This is a genomic window from Bacteroides fluxus YIT 12057 (genome assembly GCF_000195635.1).
GTDB classification, from domain to species: Bacteria; Bacteroidota; Bacteroidia; order Bacteroidales; family Bacteroidaceae; genus Bacteroides; species Bacteroides fluxus.
In genome coordinates, this window is the sequence record NZ_GL882614.1 from 39,243 (window position 1) to 57,675 (window position 18,433).

Below are 18,433 nucleotides of genomic sequence, written 5' to 3' on the forward strand. Positions count from 1 at the left end.
ATGAAGAAAACTCTTTATGGTTTTATCTATTATCGCCTGTTAGGCTGGAAGACCAATGTGACAGTGCCCAATTATGATAAATGCATAATCTGTGCAGCTCCTCATACTTCCAATTGGGATTTATTTATAGGCAAGCTGTTTTATGGAGCCATCGGACGTAAAACCAGTTTCATGATGAAAAAAGAATGGTTCTTCTTTCCCTTGGGACTGATATTCAAAGCCGTCGGTGGTATTCCTGTAAATAGAGGACGTAAAACATCCTTAGTTGATCAGATGGCTGCGAAGTTTGCCGGAAGCAAACATTTTCATCTGGCCATCACTCCGGAAGGAACCCGTAAAGCCAATCCAAACTGGAAGAAAGGTTTCTATTACATTGCATTGAAAGCCCAAGTACCCATCATGCTTATCGGAATTGACTATCCTTCTAAAACCATAACCTCCACCAAGGCTATTATGCCTACCGGAGACTTAGAGAAGGATATGCATGAAATAAAACTTTATTTCAAAAGTTTCAAAGGAAAGAATCCCGAGAATTTCGCAATATGAACCACCTCCGCGTCAGTATCCTGCAAACGGATATTGCTTGGGAAAACAAACAAGACAATCTCCGTCACCTCCGCGAAAAGTTAGAAACGCTTCGCGGTGAGACGGAGATTGTTGTTTTACCCGAGACCTTCTCTACCGGCTTCAGCATGAATACCGGGCATCTGGCCGAACCGGTGTCCGGCTATACCGTTACCACCTTACGGAAATGGGCGGCGGAATACCAAGTGGCAATAGCCGGAAGCTACATTGCCTGTGATGAGAACACAGTCACTTCGCACCTCCCTCACTACTATAACCGGGCTTTTTTCCTTACTCCTGAAGGAGACGCGCATTTCTACGACAAACGGCATTTGTTCCGTATGGGAAACGAAACCGAACATTTCACTGCCGGCAGCCGTCGTTTCATCATTTCTTACAAAGGATGGAATATCCTTTTACTCGTCTGTTACGACCTCCGTTTTCCTGTCTGGAGCCGTAATGCAAACAATGAATATGATCTTTTGGTCTATGTAGCCAACTGGCCCATGTCCCGGCGCAAAGTATGGGATATCCTGTTGCAAGCACGCGCCCTGGAAAACATAAGCTATGTCTGCGGTGTTAACCGTATAGGCACCGATAACCACCTGTTTCCGCATAGCGGAGGTAGTGTTATCTACTCTCCTAAAGGAGAACTTCTTGCCTGTGTACCCGACAATGAAGAAGGCATTGCCACAGCCCGGCTTGATCTTTCTTCATTACAGGAATTCAGAAAAAAATTTCCCGCATGGAAAGATGCGGATTCATTTAAAATCTTTTGTTATGGGACGAATGAAAACTAAACGTAGCATAGCCTTCAAGCTATTCTTCCTTTTATTGGCTGTCATTGCCCTATCTTCATGCACAAACAGCCGGAAAGACATTATTCCTTCCGCGGAATATGCCCCCTATGTCAATGCCTATACAGGAGGAGTCATCTCGCAGAATTCCGGCATACGCATTGAGCTTACCCATGACCAACCTATGGTGGACTTAAACAATGAGTTAAAAGAAAACCCTTTCAGTTTTTCACCATCCTTGAAAGGGAAAGCCTATTGGATCAGCAACAATACAATTGAATTCATCCCTGAAGAGGGTGCACTGAAACCTGGAGAACTTTATGAAGGAACTTTCCGTTTAGGAGATTTCGCCGAAGTAAACAAGCATCTAAAAGAATTCAAATTTTCATTCAGGGTACAGGAACGAAGCTTTGCCCTTCAAACAGAAGCACTCTCCCTGACAGATACCCAACCCAACAAGGTGGATATTAAAGGAGAACTACGCTTTAGCGATGCCGTAAAAAAAGAAGAAGTGGAAAAGATTCTGTCTGTCGACAACGAAAAAGGGGAAAAACTCCCTTTCAGTATCATTCCAACAGACAATTCCGCCCGCTATATAGTCCAAATAAATAATATCCCCCGTAAAGATGAAGATTATCAACTGGCAATAACCGCAGACGGGTCCTCCATCGGGATAGACTGGAAACAAAATGTCAATGTCCTGGTTCCTGCCCGAAACAGTTTCCGTTTTCTTTCTGCAGAACGTATTGAAGAACCGGAAAATGGAATAGAAATAGCTTTCTCCTCCCCACTTTCTATTACGCAGGACTTAACAGGGCTTATAGAAGTGCCGGAAGTTTCTTCTTCCACACTCCAGATCAAAGACAACAGAGTATATATCTATTTTGAAGCCGATCAACTGAACAAATTGACCTTGAACATCCATGAAGGATTAAAAGACAGCAGCGGAAAAGCGCTCGGCACCTCACACTCTATCTCGTTCAGCGAAATCAATCTGAAACCGGAAGTGGCAATGTCTGCTTCATCGGCAATCCTGCCCAATTCACAAAGCCTCGTCATTCCTTTCCGTGCCGTCAATCTCTATGCAGTAGATTTGAGTGTCATCCGCATCTTCGAAAGCAATGTACTCACATTCATGCAAACCAATACCCTCTCATCTGCCAATGAATTAAGACGTTCGGGAAGATTAGTCTATAAAAAGACACTCTGGCTGGCCAAAGACAATTCCAAGGACGTACATCGCTGGGGAGATTATTCAATAGACCTTGCCGGACTGATTCGCCAAGAGCCGGGAGCCATTTATCGGGTCGTACTTTCCTTTCGCCAGGAATATTCAGCCTATCCCTGTAACGGGACAGGTAACCGGAACATGAAATTTTCCGATAATGCCGCAACAGACGGACTTACCAAAGTCAGCGGCAACATTCCTTCCGGAGACGAAGAATCCGATTGGGATATCCCTCAAAGCTATTTTTATTATAATGGCGGAATTGAGATGGACTGGAGCCAATATGACTGGAAAGAGCGCAACAATCCCTGCCATCCATCCTATTATATGGATTCTGACCGGGCAGCCTCCTGCAACGTGTTTGCCTCGAATATAGGTATGATTGTCAAACGCAATTCCTTAAACAAGTTATGGATTGCAGTAAGTGACATATTGGATACCCACCCCATAGACAATGCTCAAATAACAGTCTATAACTTCCAGTTGCAGTCTATAGGTACAGGAATGACCGACGGTGACGGATTTGCCGAAATCACCTCCAAAGGCGTTCCGTTCATTGTGGTTGCCGAATCTGAAAAACAAAAAGCCTACGTACGTGTAGCGGATGGCGAGGAACAGTCCGTCAGCCGTTTCGATGTAGGCGGAAAAGAAATCCGGAAGGGACTGAAGGGCTTTATTTATGGTGAAAGAGGGGTATGGAGACCGGGAGATACCCTCCATATCTCCTTCATCCTTGAAGACCAGGAAAAGAGAATTCCGGACAAGCACCCCGTAACATTGGAAATCTACACCCCCAAAGGACAATTCTATTCAAAAATGATATCGGCACAGGGAACAAACGGTTTCTATACGTTCGATGTCCCTACCCAAGCAGATGCCCCGACAGGGCTTTGGAATGCCTACGTCAAAGTCGGCGGAACCTCTTTCCATAAAAGCCTGCGTATTGAAACCGTAAAGCCAAACCGCTTAAAAATCAATCTGACATTACCGCAAGACATTGTCCGGGGTTCCGCCAAGGAAGTCCCCATAGACCTCTCTTCCGCATGGCTGACGGGAGCCACGGCGTCACGCCTTAAAGCGAAAGTGGAAATGTCCTTATCGAAGGTAAATACCCAATTCAAGAATTACAGCCAATATATCTTCAACAATCCGGCTACTGAATTCACTACCATAAAAAGCGACATATTTGACGGCTGTCTTGATACAGAAGGCAAAACGAACTTTGCGTGGAAACTCCCGAATGCCGTCAATGCTCCGGGAATGCTCAACGCCACGTTCAGCACCCGCGTGTTTGAACCGGGAGGAGATGCCAGCATTCATTCACAAACCGTTCCTTTCTCTCCTTTTTCTTCTTACGTAGGTATCAACCTGAACCAACCGAAAGAAAGATACATCGAAACAGACAAGGACCACCGGTTTGACATTGTGACCGTAAATGACAAAGGACAGTTGACTGACCGCTCCAATCTGGAATACAAAATCTATCGTATAGACTGGAGCTGGTGGTGGGAAAAACGGAACGAGTCATTCGGAACCTACATCAACAGCAGTTCCATCACTCCGGTAGCCAGCGGTAATCTGCAAACCTCCGGTGGAAGAACCAGCTTCAAGTTCAGAATCAATTATCCCGATTGGGGACGATACCTGGTATATGTAAAAGACAAGGAAAGCGGCCATGCCACCGGCGGCACTGTCTATATAGACTGGCCGGAATGGCGGGGACGCTCAAACAAGACAGATCCCAGCGGCATCAAGATGCTTGCTTTCTCTTTAGACAAGGACTCTTATGAAATTGGGGAAACAGCCACAGCTATTGTTCCGGCAGCTGCCGGAGGACGCGCACTGGTGACTTTGGAAAACGGTTCTACCGTAGTGAAACGTGAATGGATGGAAGTAAGCAATCAAGGAGACACCAGATATTCATTTGAAGTGACTCCTGAAATGGCTCCGAACGTTTACCTGCATATCAGTCTGCTGCAACCGCATGCGCAGACCGTCAATGACTTGCCTATACGTATGTATGGAGTGGTTCCTGTACCGGTAACCAACAAACAAACCATTCTGCAACCGCAAATCCGGATGCCGGAAGTCTTGCACCCGGAAACCAATTTCAACGTTACTGTCAGCGAAAAGAACGGCAAGCCCATGACCTACACACTTGCCATCGTTGATGACGGCCTGCTAGACTTGACCAATTTCAAGACTCCCGACCCTTGGAACGAGTTTTATGCCCGTGAAGCATTAGGCATCCGTACCTGGGATATGTATGATGATGTATTGGGGGCTTCTGCCGGACGTTATGCTTCTCTGTTCAGTACAGGTGGCGATGAAATGCTGAAGCCTGCCGATGCCAAAGCCAACCGTTTCAAACCGATAGTAAAGTTTATCGGGCCTTTCTATATAGGCAAGGGTAAACAGCAGACACATACCCTCAAGCTACCCATGTACGTAGGATCCGTACGTACAATGGTAGTGGCAGGACAAGACGGTGCATACGGTAAAGCCGAAAAGGCATCATTTGTCCGCACACCGCTGATGTTGCTCTCCTCCTTACCCCGCATACTCAGTACACAGGAAGAAATCACCGTACCTGTCAATGTCTTCGCCATGGAAAAAGAAGTCAGGAATGTAAAGGTAGCCATCCGGGGTTCCGGAAGCGGTGTACAGGTAACCGGTGACGCACGGCAGTCCGTCACTTTCAAACAACCGGGTGACCAGCTTGTATTCTTCCGGATAAAGACTGGAAACCAGACCGGAAAGGCAAGCATTCACATCACTGCCGACAGTGAAGGACAACAATACAAAGAAACAATTGAGATAGAGGTGCGTAATCCGAATCCCGCCGTAACTCTCCGCAACAGCCGGTGGATAGAGGGCGGACAAGAGGCCGTTCTGCCCTACAACCTGCAAGGTGCTGCTCCTACCGACAGTAAAATCATGCTGGAAGCGTCACGTATTCCTTCAGTGGATATCAGCCGCAGGTTTGACTTCCTCTACAACTACCAGCATAATTGTACAGAGCAGTTGGCTTCCAAAGCATTGCCTCTATTATTTATAGGACAGTTCAAAGCAGTAGATTCCAAAGAATCCGAAAAAATAAAAGCCAATGTACAGGAAGGCATCCGCCAGCTTTACGGACGCCAGCTTCCTAATGGCGGTTTCGTCTATTGGCCGGGAAACGCTACTGCCGACGAGTGGATTACTTCATACGCCGGCATGTTCCTCGTTCTTGCACAGGAAAAAGGCTATGCCGTCAATCAGAACACGTTGAACAAATGGAAACGTTTCCAACGCACCGCAGCCCAAAACTGGCGGATGCCCCAACAGGAAAACAATTGGCTACAAGAGCAATCCGGCCTGCAACAAGCGTTCCGGCTTTATACCCTGGCATTGGCGGGCGTTCCCGAATATGGAGCCATGAACCGGATGAAAGAGCAACCGGATTTGTCCATACAAGCCAAATGGAGACTTGCCGCCGCATACGCCCTGACAGGAAAGATGAAGCCTGCCGAAGAACTGATATTCAATATCCGTACTACGGTAGTTCCCTATCCGTCACAGAACTTTGTCTATGGCTCATCCGACCGTGACGAGGCAATGATCCTGGAAACCCTGCTTTTGATGAACCGCCAGCAAGCCGCCCTGCAACAAGCGAAAAAGATATCTCAGAATCTTTCCCGCGAAGACTGGTTCAGCACCCAATCCACAGCTTTTGCCTTGATGGCAATGGGACGATTGGCAGAAAAGCTTTCCGGAACTCTGGACTTTACATGGGAATGGAACGGCAAACAGCAGCCTGCCGTAAAATCGGCCAAAGCTGTATTTGAAAAAGAATTGCCCCCCACTTCAGGCAAAGGCAGTATCACCTTAAAGAACCACGGCAAAGGAACCTTGAATGCAACCCTCATTACACGTATACAACTGCTGAACGATACATTGCCTGCAATAAGCAACAACCTCCGTATGGATGTAAGATATACAGACATGGGAGGATCTCCCATATCCGTTGCAAATATCAGACAGGGAACAGACTTCATGGCAGTGGTCACCATAGGAAACATCAGCGGTACTTCCGATTACAACAACCTGGCATTGACTCATATCATCCCGTCGGGTTGGGAAATTTACAATGAGCGAATGGCTGCCCCGGGAAGTACAGCTCCCCGCAACTATACCTATCGGGACATCCGCGATGACCGTGTACTGACTTATTTCGATCTAAAGCGCAGTGAGTCGAAGAGGTTCACTGTAAGACTACAGGCCACTTATGCCGGAGACTTCGTATTACCCGCCATCCAGTGCGAAGCCATGTATGATGCTACCGCACAAGCACGGACAAAGGCAGGAAAAACAACTGTCACCCTTCCAGTTCCATAGAAGGAAAGACAGATATCATACCGGACCAGTATGGCAAATAGAATCGGAAACTATTTCAAGAAACTATCCGTCACCAGAAAAGTAACTCTCGTTTCAGTTACCTTTCTGGTGACAATATATATCTTTTGCCTTCCCAGGCAACTCTTTCATGTATCTTACTCTACCGTTGTGGCAGACCGTAACGGTGAGCTGCTCGGCGCACGTATCGCTCCTGACGGGCAATGGCGTTTTCCTCCCCGCAATACAACTCCCCCGAAAATCAGACAATGCCTGGTTGCTTTCGAGGACAGGCACTTTTATCATCACTGGGGAGTCAATCCGCTATCTATCGGCAGAGCCATTTATCAGAATATAAAGAACAAACGCATTGTAAGCGGCGGAAGCACCCTTACCATGCAGACTATCCGCCTGGCAAGAAACGAGTCCAGGACATTCGGAGAGAAAATCATTGAAATGATTCTGGCTACCCGTCTCGAGTTCCGTGCATCCAAAGAAGAAATCCTGTCCATGTATGTCTCCCACGCCCCTTTCGGAGGTAACGTAGTCGGACTTGATGCAGCGGCATGGCGGTATTTCGGACATTCAGCTGAGGAATTGTCATGGGCAGAATCCGCCATGCTGGCAGTTCTTCCCAATGCTCCTTCCATGATACACCTTTCCAAAAGCCGGGAAGCCCTGCTTACCAAGCGAAACCGACTGTTGAAACAACTATATGACCAAGAAATCATCGACCGGTCAACCTATGAACTTGCGGTCAGTGAGCCGTTACCGTCAGAGCCCCATCCGTTACCACAAACAGCTCCGCACTTGGTCACCCGTTTTTATCAAGAACAAAAAGGAAAATACTCCCTGTCTTCCATTGACAAGGGACTTCAAATACAGGTAGAAAATCTGGCAGAACGCTGGAGCAACGAGTTCCTCCGGAGCGACATACGGAATCTGGCTATTTTAGTCATTGATATCCGCACCAATCAAGCGGTAGCCTATTGCGGCAATGTTCATTTCAATCAAAAACAAGCCGGCAACCAAGTGGATGTCATCCAAGCTCCCAGAAGTACCGGAAGCATTCTGAAGCCCTTTCTCTACTACGCCATGCTGCAGGAAGGCAGCCTGCTTCCCGATATGCTATTACCGGATATTCCCATCAATATCAATGGATTCGCGCCTCAGAACTTCAGTCAGCAATTTGAAGGTGCCGTCCCTGCATCCGAAGCGCTGGCACGTTCACTGAATATTCCATCTGTAACCATGCTACAAAAATACGGAGTCCCCAAGTTCCATAGCTTCCTCCGCCAGGCAGGATTGAAGACTCTGGACAAACCGGCTTCACATTACGGGCTCTCTCTGATTCTGGGTGGTGCGGAAGCTACCCTATGGGATGTAACAAGTGCTTATGCCCATATGGGACGCAGCCTGCTGAAACTCCCGCAGACCCCATGCACATTCCTGTTGCCAACCGGACGTGATGACAAGAACCGGACGTCATCCGTATTCCAACCCGGTGCCGTATGGCAAACCTTCAACGCATTGATTGAAGTCAACCGTCCGGAGGAAATAGACTGGAAATCCATTCCCTCCATGCATCCCGTTGCCTGGAAAACCGGAACAAGCTACGGATTTCGTGATGCCTGGGCAGTCGGTGTAACTCCCCGTTATGCCGTAGGAGTATGGGTGGGAAATGCTACGGGAGAAGGAAAGCCCGGTCTTGTCGGTGCACGCACAGCCGGTCCGGTACTATTCGACCTTTTCAACCTGCTCCCCTCATCTCCCAACTGGTTTGAACGTCCGTCCGATATATTCGTCGAAGCAGAAGTATGCCACCTCTCCGGACATTTAAAAGGCCGTTTCTGTGAAGAAACCGATACCGTGCTCATCCTTCCCGCAGGACTAAAGACCGAAGCTTGTCCTTATCACCACCCTGTTACATTGTCCGCAGACGGCACCCACCGCATCTATGAAAATTGTGCCGATACAGAACCCGCTATCCGGCAATCCTGGTTCACCCTTCCTCCTGTATGGGAGTGGTACTACAAACAGCATCACCCGGAATATCAGCCACTTCCCCCATTCAAGCCCGGTTGCGGAGAAGACACCATGCATCCCATGCAATTCATTTATCCACCCATGAATGCCCGCATCACCCTGCCCAGACAAATGGATGGAAACAAGGGATTCATGACTGTAGAACTGGCGCATAGTAATCCGAATACCATCATTTTCTGGCATCTGGATGAAAGCTACTTGAACCAGACACAAGATTTTCACAAGATTTCCTTACAGCCCTCCCCCGGCAAACATTCCCTTACAGCAGTAGATAGTGAAGGAAATTCAATATCTACCACCTTTTTTGTAGAATGATACAAATATCCATGCGAATTCGTTTCTGAGATGCATCAAATTCATTTTTTTAGAGTATTTAATGAAAATACCTAAAAGGAAGGAGTGCATGTTCGCTAAAAAGTCTCTATTTTTGTCCCTTGAAACGATGTCATGCAACGACATGATTCATTTAATAATTCTAACCCCTAAATCCTATGTTGACTCAACTTATCAACGCACGTATCCTTACCCCGCAAGGATGGCTTAAAGACGGCTCTGTACTTATCAGAGACGGTAAGATTCTGGAAGTAACCAATTGTGACTTGGCCGTAATCGGCGCACAGTTAGTAGATGTAAAAGGCATGTATGTACTGCCCGGAGGTGTGGAAATCCATGCACACGGCGGAGGCGGACGCGATTTTATGGAATGTACGGAAGACGCATTCCGTGCGGCCGTCAGGACTCACATGAAGTACGGAACCACCAGTATCTTCCCAACCCTTTCATCTTCCACGGTACCCATGATTACGCAAGCAGCCGAAACCTGCACGAAGATGATGGCGGAAAAGGACAGCCCGATACTCGGCCTGCACCTTGAGGGACATTACCTGAATATGGCGATGGCCGGCGGGCAGCTTCCCGAAAACATCAAGAACCCCGACCCGAACGAATATATCCCCATTGTAGAAAATTGGTCTTGCATCAAGCGTTGGGATGCCGCTCCCGAACTGCCGGGAGCCATGCAATTCGGCAAATACATTACAGCCAAAGGCATATTGGCATCCGTAGCCCATACCCAGGCCGAATTCGAGGATATCCGTACTGCCTATGAAGCCGGATATACCCATGCCACTCATTTCTATAATGCCATGCCCGGTTTCCACAAACGCCGGGAATATAAATACGAAGGCACGGTAGAAAGCATCTATTTGCTGAATGACATGACCGTGGAAGTTGTTGCCGACGGCATTCACGTACCGCCTACCATCCTGCGGCTAGTCTATAAAATAAAAGGTGTAGAACGTACCTGCCTCATCACAGACGCACTGGCATGCGCCGCAAGCGACAGCCAGGAAGCTTTCGACCCGCGTGTCATCATTGAAGACGGCGTTTGCAAACTTGCCGACCACTCTGCCCTTGCCGGCAGCGTTGCCACGATGGACCGCCTGATACGTACCGTGGTACAAAAAGCTGAAATTCCTTTGGCTGATGCCGTACGCATGGCTTCGGAGACCCCGGCAAAGATTATGGGTGTATATGACCGCAAAGGCTCTTTACAGAAAGGAAAGGACGCCGACATTATCGTAATGGACGAGGATCTGAACATACGCGCAGTATGGGCCATGGGCAAACTTGTACCGGAAACTGATACTTTATCATAATTTATCTTCAACAGTACGTGAATGAACATTGTTTTTCGTATATTTGTTAAATATAAGAACAGCAAAATGCTTTAATCATTTTATTAATATCAAAAATTTATGAAAACCAATCTAAGCTCTCAAATCACTCTCAACAGAGTCTCCCCCAGGTATTATCGACCTGAGAATGCGTTTGAAAGGTCGGTATTGACCCGTCTGGAAAAGATTCCGACCGACATCTATGAGTCTGCTGAAGAAGGTGCCAACCAGATTGCCCTTGACATCGCACAGCTGATCCGCGACAAGCAAAAAGCCGGACGCTTCTGTGTATTGGCATTGGCAGGCGGCAACTCTCCGCGCAACGTATATACAAATCTGGTACGTATGCATCAAGAGGAAGGGCTAAGCTTCCGTAATGTAGTCATATTCAATCTCTACGAATACTATCCGTTAGCTCCCAACGCCATCAACAGCAATTTCAACGCATTGAAGGAAATGTTGATAGACCACGTAGATATCGACAAACAAAACGTTTTCACTCCGGACAGCACCATTGCCAAAGATGCCATCTTTGAATACTGCCGTCTGTACGAACAGCGCATTGAAAGTTTCGGTGGTCTGGATATCGCCTTGCTGGGTATTGGCCGTGTGGGTAATATCGGTTTCAACGAACCGGGGTCACGTTTGAACTCCACTACCCGTCTGATATTACTGGACAACGACTCCCGCAATGAAGCTTCCAAAATGTTCGGCAGCATTGAAAGCACTCCCATCAGTTCAATCACCATGGGAGTAGCCACAATCCTCTCTGCCAAGAAAATATATCTGCTGGCATGGGGCGAGGAAAAAGCAAGCAAGGTGAAAGAATGCGTGGAAGGACCGGTAACAGATACCATCCCTGCATCTTATCTGCAAACCCACAACAATGCGCACGTCGCCATCGACCTGTCCGCAGCCGCCAACCTGACGCGTATCCAACGTCCCTGGCTGGTGACTTCCTGCGAATGGAACGATAAACTGATACGCAGCGCCATCGTCTGGTTATGCCAGCTGACCGGGAAACCGATCTTGAAGCTGACCAATAAAGACTACAACGAAAATGGCTTGAGCGAATTGCTGGCCCTGTTCGGCTCTGCCTATAACGTAAATATCAAGATATTCAACGACTTGCAGCACACCATTACCGGATGGCCGGGCGGCAAACCGAATGCGGATGATACCTATCGTCCCGAACGTGCCAAACCGTATCCGAAGCGTGTCGTTGTGTTCTCCCCGCACCCGGATGACGATGTAATCTCCATGGGGGGTACCATCCGCCGCTTGGTAGAACAGAAACATGACGTGCATGTGGCATACGAAACTTCCGGTAACATTGCCGTAGGCGATGAAGAAGTTATCCGCTTCCTGCACTTCATCAACGGGTTCAACCAAATCTTCAACAACAGCGAGGACCAGGTAATCAATGATAAATATACCGAAATCCGCAAGTTCCTGAAGGACAAGAAGGACGGTGATATGGATACACGTGATATCCTGACCATCAAGGGTCTGATCCGTCGTGGGGAAGCCCGCACCGCCTGCACCTACAATAACATCCCGTTGGATCACTGCCATTTCCTGGATCTGCCGTTCTATGAGACCGGTAAAATCCAAAAGAATCCGATCAGCGAAGCCGACGTGGAAATCGTACGCAACCTGTTGCGTGAAGTGAAGCCCCATCAGATTTTTGTTGCCGGTGACTTGGCTGACCCGCATGGCACACACCGTGTTTGTACGGATGCCGTATTTGCCGCCATCGACCTGGAAAAAGAAGAAGGTGCCAAATGGCTGAAAGACTGCCGTATCTGGATGTACCGTGGTGCGTGGGCAGAGTGGGAAATCGAGAACATTGAAATGGCCGTACCTATCAGCCCCGAAGAACTACGTGCAAAACGTAACTCTATCCTGAAGCATCAGTCACAGATGGAAAGTGCACCGTTCCTGGGCAATGACGAGCGCCTGTTCTGGCAACGCAGTGAGGACCGCAACCGCGGCACGGCAGCATTGTACGACAGCCTCGGACTTGCTTCTTACGAAGCTATGGAAGCTTTTGTAGAGTATATTCCTCTATAAGATAAGATTTACTAAATAACGGAAAGAAGAGTGGGAAGGAAGATACTTCTCACTCTTTTTTTATACATTTGCAACCAGTTTCAACAGTCCTTAATTATGAAGAAGCTATATTCAGCATTGCTGTCCCTGCTTATAGGAACCGCCACCCTTACCGCACAAGAAGTGGAACAAAACGTAGAAGAACGCTTAGAGAACTTCTTCAATGAATATACAACCAACACCGTAGATATAGGAACCTGCAAGCTGGACAGCTTCCATATAGATTTCCGGAAAAAGAAACTGTCCGTCTATGTCAATGAACGGTTTGCCTACCAACCTTTCCGGCAAGAAAACGTAGATGCCATTTACAGACACTTGGGACAGATTCTTCCGGGGCCTGTGAACTATTTCGGCATTACCCTGTTTGCCGGCGGACGCAGCATTGACGAACTCATCCCCAACCTCTATCGCAGAGGGAAAAAAGACAAAGACCGCCTGTTCGACAATCTGGAAAACAAAGGTGCACCTTGGGTTACATGCGTTTCCCGTCCTTATGAAATCACCCGAGGACTGGAAGGCCGGCACATCGCCCTATGGCAAAGCCATGGACAATATTATATCAATAATCATGATAAGTGGGGCTGGCAACGCCCCCGCCTGTTCTGCACCAGTGAAGACCAATTCACACAGTCTTTCCTACTTCCTTACCTGATACCCATGCTGGAAAATGCAGGTGCCAATGTATTCACCCCGCGCGAACGGGATACACAGAAACAGGAAGTGATTGTAGATAATGACGGGACATTGAGCGGAAAAGGCGGAAAAGGCTCTCTCTATCTGGATGTCAAAAGCCGGAAGGCACGTTGGGAACAAACCGGATTGCCGGGATTTGCCCAACGGAAACGGGTCTATCAAGACGGCGAGAACCCTTTCCTCACAGGTACGGCACGTTTTGCCAAGACCGAGAAGAAGAAAGACAAAGCCTTTGCCGAATGGGTACCCGATATCCCTGAAACAGGAGAATATGCCGTATATGTTTCCTATCAGACCTTACCCAACAGTGTAAGCGATGCCAAATATCTTGTATTCCATGCAGGAGGCGTTACGGAATTCAAGGTAAACCAACGGATCGGAGGCGGCACATGGGTATATCTTGGCACTTTCACATTCGACAAAGGCAAAAATGATTATTCAATGGTCATTCTGAGCAATGAAAGCAAAGAAAAAGGCGTTGTATGCGCCGATGCCGTCCGTTTCGGCGGAGGTATGGGTAATATTGCGCGCGGTGGAAAGACAAGCGGACTCCCCCGCTATCTGGAAGGCGCCCGCTACTCCGCACAATGGGCAGGCATGCCTTACTCGGTTTATGGAGGCTATGAGGGGAAGAACGATATGAATGATGATATCAACGTGCGCTCCCGGACAGTGAACTACCTCGCCGGAAAGTCTGTATTCAATCCTGCGGAAGACGGTTTGGGAGTTCCTTTTGAAATGAGCATGGCGCTGCACAGCGATGCCGGTTTCAGCAAGGAAGACGCCATCATAGGCAGCCTCGGCATATATACCACAGATTTCAATGACGGGCGGCTCAATGCCGGGACAGACCGCTATGCATCGCGGGACTTGTCCGACATCCTGCTCACGCAACTGCAACAGGATATCCGCGCCACATTCAACATAGACTGGACACGCCGCAGTATGTGGGACCGCAATTACAGTGAAACGCGCCTGCCTGCCGTTCCATCTACCATTGTCGAGCTGCTCTCCCACCAGAACTTTGCAGACATGCGCCTGGGACATGACCCCAACTTCAAGTTCACCGTAGGCCGTGCACTCTATAAAGCCATCCTGCGGTATATCTGCAACCAGCATGGCAAAGACTACACCGTACAACCTCTTCCTGTCAGCCATTTTGCCCTGCGTTTCGGCAAGAAGAATACCCTGGAGCTTTCCTGGGAAGGTGAAGACGACCCGCTGGAACCAACGGCCAAACCGCGTGAATACATCGTCTATACACGTATCGGGCACGGTGGTTTTGACAATGGCGTCCGTGTCAGTTCCCCCTCCCATACCGTAAAGATAGAGCCGGGCATTGTCTATTCTTTCAAAGTGACCGCCATAAACCGGGGAGGAGAAAGCTTCCCTTCAGAAATCCTTGCCGCATATAAAGCCAAGCATGAACAAGGACGCGTACTGATTGTCAACGGTTTTGACCGTATCAGCGGTCCGGCTGTCATAGACACTCCCCAGGCAGCCGGTTTCGACCTTGCGCAAGACCCCGGTGTACCTTACCTATATGACATCTCACTCTGCGGTTCCCAACAAAATTTCAACCGGAAAGCGGCAGGCAGACAATTAGGGGACAGCGGCAATGAATATGAAGGTATGAAAATTGCGGGGAATACTTTCGACTATCCTTTCATACACGGCAAAGCCATACAGGCAACCGGAAAATACAGCTTCGTATCATGCAGTGACGAAGCGTTGGAAAGCGGAACCATATCTCCGGAAGATTATCCGATCATGGACTATATCCTCGGACTGGAAAAGACAGACAACTCCAGCAACCCTTCCCGTAATATTTATTACAAGACTTTCTCGTCCCCCATGCAACGTGTCCTTACGGCATATTGCCTGTCGGGTGGAAATCTCCTCGTCAGCGGCGCTTACGTAGGCAGTGACATGTCCACATCACAAGGCGACCGTGAATTTACCCGGAACCTGTTGAAATACGGTTATGGCAATTCTTTGCAGACCACCGGAAACGATATCCGTGTTCAAGGCCTGGGACGCACTTTCAGCATCCCCCGCCTGCCCAACGAACAGGCTTATCCCGTTACTGCCCCCGACTGCATATTGCCAGTACCCCCGGCATTCCCCGTAATGACCTACAGCACCGGAAATGTATCTGCCGCCACTGCTTACCAAGGTAAAGATTACCGTACTTTCGTGATGGGTTTCCCCTTTGAAAGTATAGAAGAAGAAGCGGACAGAAATGCCATAATGGCGTCAATCCTTCAATTTCTGGGTGAAAGAAAGAAGTAATCATAAAATAAATCTTATCTTTGTTCCAACAGAGAATATGAACCATTAAACATTAATCACTAAAAATATGAACATCATGTACGCTATACAAGCCAACCCGAGCGGAACCCGCAGTTTAGAAGTATCAGAAGAGAACCTTGCCACTATCGAAAAATACGGACTGTTCCGCCATCTCATCGACAGCAACGGCATCGTAGATGAAACCGTGCTCGACAAGCTGAAACTGAATATCCGCTCACTCATTGCCGCACAGGAAGAAGACAGCAAGGACCTGCTCGACCTCTGCATCGATGTCATCTATCATAACAACATGAAAGCTTTCGGATTGCAGCAACTTATCAAACTCTATCTGGAATGGCTCTCCAAGCAAGAAACCATAGAAGAGGGAAACGATAAATGAAAACCATCAATACGTGCGGACAAAAGCACTATAGCCCGCTTATCCCTGCCATAACAGCCTTATGCAAGGCCGGGAAAGGAGAAAAGCTGGAGATTATCATGGATGATGCCGTCGCCTTCAGCGACTTGAAAGAGTATCTTTCCGAACAACGAATCGGCTTCCGTGAGATTTACGACGGCGAGCAGATGACACTGCAGTTCACCGTATAAAAGACGGTGAACTGATTATACCTATTTACTTATTTTATCAATGAAAGAATATCGACTGACCGACTGGTTGCCTACAACCAAGAAAGAAGTAGAGCTTCGCGGGTGGAATGAATTGGATGTTATTTTATTCAGTGGTGATGCATACGTAGATCACCCTTCATTCGGTGCCGCCGTCATCGGTCGCATCCTTGAAGCGGAAGGGCTGCGCATAGCCATCATTCCCCAGCCTAACTGGCGTGACGATTTACGTGACTTCAAGAAACTGGGACGTCCCCGGTTATTCTTCGGCATCAGTCCCGGTTGCATGGACAGTATGGTCAATAAATATACGGCCAACAAACGTCTGCGCAGTGATGATGCCTACACTCCGGATGCACGTCCGGACATGCGGCCCGAGTATCCTTCCATTGTATATACCCAAATACTGAAGAAACTATATCCGGATGTCCCCGTTGTATTGGGTGGTATCGAGGCAAGCATGCGGCGGCTGACACATTACGACTACTGGCAAGACCGTGTACGACCCAGTATTCTCATTGACAGCGGTGCAGACTCGTTGATATACGGCATGGGTGAAAAACCGGTGGTGGAACTTGCAGAAAGGCTGAAACGCAAATTAGCGGAAACAGACGGAACAGTGCCTGCCACGGTTGTTACCAAAGAGGACTTCAAGCAGCTGATCTCCGACATCCCCAAAATGGTCTATCTTGAAAAGAATATTTCCTCACAGGAAGGGGACATTACCCTCTTTTCCCATGAGGAATGCCTGAAAGACAAAAAGAAAGAAGCGGCCAATTTCCGTCATATTGAAGAAGAGAGCAATAAATATGCGGCTTCCCGTATCTTGCAAAAAGCAGGCAAACAGACCGTAGTGGTCAATCCTCCCTACCCTCCCTTGACGGAAGCGGAACTGGACCGGTCATTTGATTTGCCCTATACACGCCTGCCTCATCCCAAATATAAAGGGAAACGCATTCCGGCATACGACATGATCAAGTTTTCCGTCAACCTGCACAGAGGATGCTTTGGGGGATGCGCATTCTGCACCATCTCGGCACATCAAGGCAAGTTCATCGTAAGCCGCAGTAAGGAGAGCATTCTGAAAGAGGTAAAAGCCATCACGGAACTGCCCGATTTCAAAGGTTATTTAAGTGATTTAGGAGGCCCGTCGGCCAACATGTACCGGATGAAGGGGCGGGATGAAGCCGTTTGCAGGAAATGCAAACGCCCGTCGTGCATCTACCCCAAGGTATGCCCTAACCTGAATACGGACCACCGTCCGCTACTCGACATCTATCATGCAGTAGATGCCTTGCCCGACATTAAAAAGTCATTTATCGGAAGCGGTGTACGCTATGACTTACTGCTGCACCAAAGCAAGGACCCGAATATCAACAAAAGTACACAGGAATATACCCGTGAACTTATCGCCCGCCATGTCAGCGGACGTCTGAAAGTAGCCCCGGAGCATACTTCGGACAATGTATTGAACATCATGCGCAAACCCTCGTTCAACCAATTCGGTGAGTTCAAGAAGATATTCGACAGGATTAACCGTGAAGAAGGACTGCGCCAACAGCTTATCCCTTACTTTATCAGCAGCCACCCCGGATGCAAGGAAGAGGACATGGCGGAACTTGCCGTCATCACCAAGCGTCTGGACTTCCATCTGGAACAAGTGCAGGACTTTACCCCTACCCCCATGACTGTTGCCACCGAAGCATGGTACACAGGCTTCCATCCTTATACGTTGGAACCGGTGTTCAGCGCCAAGACGCAACGCGAAAAGCTGGCGCAACGCCAGTTCTTCTTCTGGTACAAGCCCGAGGAACGCAAGAATATCATCAATGAATTGCGCCGGATAGGACGGACAGATCTGATAGACAAGCTATACGGGAAACGGTAATGAAGAAAGAACCTACACAAGATGTAAACATAAACGCACCACAAATCAGCACTTTCGCTGCTAAATTCAAATGACTCTTTTTCATTGTTTTTCTTTTTATTAAATTCATAGAGGCAACCGGCTTAATTTCAGTCAC

10 protein-coding genes are annotated in these 18,433 nt (G+C 48.2%); all 10 read left to right on the plus strand.

Going from position 1 to position 18,433, the window contains the following annotated elements; genetic code table 11:
• Entirely contained in the window at nucleotides 1-546 is a 546-nt protein-coding gene (locus HMPREF9446_RS03265) for a 1-acyl-sn-glycerol-3-phosphate acyltransferase (RefSeq protein WP_009123985.1), read from the plus strand.
• Nucleotides 543-1,364, plus strand: a complete 822-nt coding sequence (locus HMPREF9446_RS03270; protein ID WP_009123986.1) for an amidohydrolase — start codon at nucleotides 543-545, stop codon at nucleotides 1,362-1,364. The genes HMPREF9446_RS03265 and HMPREF9446_RS03270 overlap by 4 nt, the downstream gene beginning before the upstream one ends.
• The gene (locus tag HMPREF9446_RS03275) at nucleotides 1,345-6,966 is read left to right on the plus strand and encodes an alpha-2-macroglobulin family protein (protein ID WP_039968382.1); all 5,622 of its coding nucleotides are present in this window, start codon (nucleotides 1,345-1,347) and stop codon (nucleotides 6,964-6,966) included. Before HMPREF9446_RS03270 ends, HMPREF9446_RS03275 begins: the two co-directional genes overlap by 20 nt.
• Nucleotides 6,967-6,996: 30 nt before the next feature.
• Nucleotides 6,997-9,324, plus strand: coding sequence for a penicillin-binding protein 1C (pbpC, locus tag HMPREF9446_RS03280; protein ID WP_009123988.1), 2,328 nt, complete (start codon nucleotides 6,997-6,999; stop codon nucleotides 9,322-9,324).
• A 176-nt stretch (nucleotides 9,325-9,500) separates the two neighbouring features.
• The gene (gene nagA / locus HMPREF9446_RS03285; protein ID WP_009123990.1) at nucleotides 9,501-10,667 is read left to right on the plus strand and encodes an N-acetylglucosamine-6-phosphate deacetylase; all 1,167 of its coding nucleotides are present in this window, start codon (nucleotides 9,501-9,503) and stop codon (nucleotides 10,665-10,667) included.
• A gap of 99 nt (nucleotides 10,668-10,766) precedes the next feature.
• Complete coding sequence (locus tag HMPREF9446_RS03290; RefSeq protein ID WP_009123991.1) at nucleotides 10,767-12,758, plus strand: glucosamine-6-phosphate deaminase; 1,992 nt, start codon at nucleotides 10,767-10,769, stop codon at nucleotides 12,756-12,758.
• Between the two features lie 96 nt (nucleotides 12,759-12,854).
• Nucleotides 12,855-15,782, plus strand: coding sequence for a golvesin C-terminal-like domain-containing protein (locus tag HMPREF9446_RS03295; protein WP_009123992.1), 2,928 nt, complete (start codon nucleotides 12,855-12,857; stop codon nucleotides 15,780-15,782).
• A 76-nt stretch (nucleotides 15,783-15,858) separates the two neighbouring features.
• Entirely contained in the window at nucleotides 15,859-16,182 is a 324-nt protein-coding gene (locus HMPREF9446_RS03300; protein ID WP_039968474.1) for a hypothetical protein, read from the plus strand.
• Nucleotides 16,179-16,391, plus strand: a complete 213-nt coding sequence (locus HMPREF9446_RS03305) for a sulfurtransferase TusA family protein (protein WP_009123994.1) — start codon at nucleotides 16,179-16,181, stop codon at nucleotides 16,389-16,391. Before HMPREF9446_RS03300 ends, HMPREF9446_RS03305 begins: the two co-directional genes overlap by 4 nt.
• A gap of 40 nt (nucleotides 16,392-16,431) precedes the next feature.
• Nucleotides 16,432-18,297 carry a YgiQ family radical SAM protein gene (locus HMPREF9446_RS03310; RefSeq protein ID WP_009123995.1) on the plus strand — a complete coding sequence of 622 codons (1,866 nt, stop codon included), beginning with the start codon at nucleotides 16,432-16,434 and terminating at the stop codon, nucleotides 18,295-18,297.
• The last annotated feature ends 136 nt before the right edge of the window (nucleotides 18,298-18,433 follow it).